At 63.6% G+C, this 1,708-nt stretch carries 2 protein-coding genes; both read right to left on the bottom strand.

The window, feature by feature from the left end; all coding sequences use genetic code 11:
* On the bottom strand, positions 1-917 hold a 917-nt coding region (locus tag RTM68_RS18650), incomplete at its 3' end, for a carbohydrate ABC transporter permease (RefSeq protein ID WP_312173814.1).
* Positions 914-1,708 (bottom strand): sugar ABC transporter permease (locus RTM68_RS18645; protein ID WP_312173812.1); only part of this gene is annotated, 795 nt, incomplete at its 5' end. The genes RTM68_RS18650 and RTM68_RS18645, both read right to left, overlap by 4 nt.

Below are 1,708 nucleotides of genomic sequence, written 5' to 3'. Positions count from 1 at the left end.
ACGCCGTCGACGAGGAAGCGCTGGAAGACGACGAAGAACAGCAGCACGGGCAGCAGTGCGACGAACGAGGCCGTGACCGTCGCGCCGTAATCGGACGACGAGGTCTGGTCGTTGTAGAGGCGCAGTGCGATGGGCAGCGGGTAGTTCTCGGGGCTGGTGAGGTAGAGGAGGGGTCCGAGGAAGTCGTTCCACGCCCAGATGAAGGAGAAGATCGCGCAGGTGATCAGTGCCGGCTTGATGAGCGGGAGGATGATCGACCAGAAGATCCGCAGGTGACCGGCACCGTCGATGCGGGCCGCTTCGTCCATGTCGCGGGGCATCTGGCGGATGAACTGCACGAGCAGGAAGACGAAGAACGCTTCGGTGGCGAGGAACTTCGGCAGGATCAGCGGGATGAACGTGTCGACCCAGCCGAGCTGGTTGAAGATGATGTACTGCGGGATGATCACGACGTGGAACGGCAGCAGCAGTGTGCCGATCATCGCCGCGAACAGCACCCCGAGGCCCTTGAACTGCACCCGGGCGAACGCGTAGGCCGCGAGGGCGGAGGAGAGCACGGTGCCGACGACGGCGGAGACCGCGAGGATCAGCGAGTTCAGGAAGAACCGCCACATCGGCACTCCGGCGATGCCCTCCATGACCTTGCCGTAGTTCTCGATGGTCGGCGCCTGCGGGAACAGACCCGGGTTCTGACCGAACTCGGAGTTCGGCTTGAACGTCGACAGGAACAGCCACAGCAGCGGATACAGCACCACCGCGGTCAGGATGAGGAGGGCGATGAACCAGATGACGGTCTGCCAGGTCTTGCGCTTCACCCTGCGGCGAGAGGAAGAGGGGCCGACCGGCGCGGTCTGCTGTGCGGCGAACACCGGCGTCGATGCCGCGCCGGACGTGGTGGCCTGATTGGACGTGCTCATTTGTCGTCTCCCGAGTAGTGCACCCACGACCTCTGAGTGCGGAACAGGATGAAGGCGATGATCGCCACGACGACCAGCAGCACCCACGCGATCGCAGCCGCGTAGCCCATCTGTCCGTCGGAGAATCCGCGCTTGTACAGGTACACGGTGATGAAGTTCGTCATACCGGCGGGGCCGCCGGTGCCGTTCGAGATGATGTACGCCGACGCGAACACCTGGAACGCGCCGATCAGACCCAGCAGCAGGTTGAAGAACATCACCGGCGAGAGCATCGGGATCGTCACCGCGCGGAACCGGCGATACGCGTTCGCGCCGTCCATCTCCGCCGCCTCGTACAGCTCCTTCGGGATCTGCTTCAGACCCGCGAGGAAGATCACCATCGTCGCACCGAACTGCCACACCGCGAGCAGGATCATCATCGGCAGCACCAGGCTCGGATTCCCGATCCATCCACCGAGGTCGACGCCGAAGATCTGCAGGCCGCTGTCGACCGGACCGTCCGACGAGAACATCGCCCGCCACACGATCGCCACCGACACCGAGCCACCGATGAGCGAGGGAGCATAGAACGCCGAGCGGAAGAAGCCCGCACCCTTGTCACGGTAGTTCAACAGCATCGCGACGCCCAGCGCCGCAGCAAGGGTGATCGGGGTGCCGATGAACACGTAGACCAGGGTGATCTGCGCCGACTGGATGAAGTTCGGATCACTCGTGAACAGCCGGATGTAGTTGTCCAGCCCGATCCACTTCGGCGGCTGGAAGATGTTGTACTTCGTGAAGGACAGGTACAG

It is taken from the genome of Microbacterium sp. (assembly GCF_031988965.1).
In the GTDB taxonomy this organism is placed as follows: Bacteria; Actinomycetota; Actinomycetes; order Actinomycetales; family Microbacteriaceae; genus Microbacterium.
This window is presented reverse-complemented; position numbering and strand designations above follow the sequence as displayed.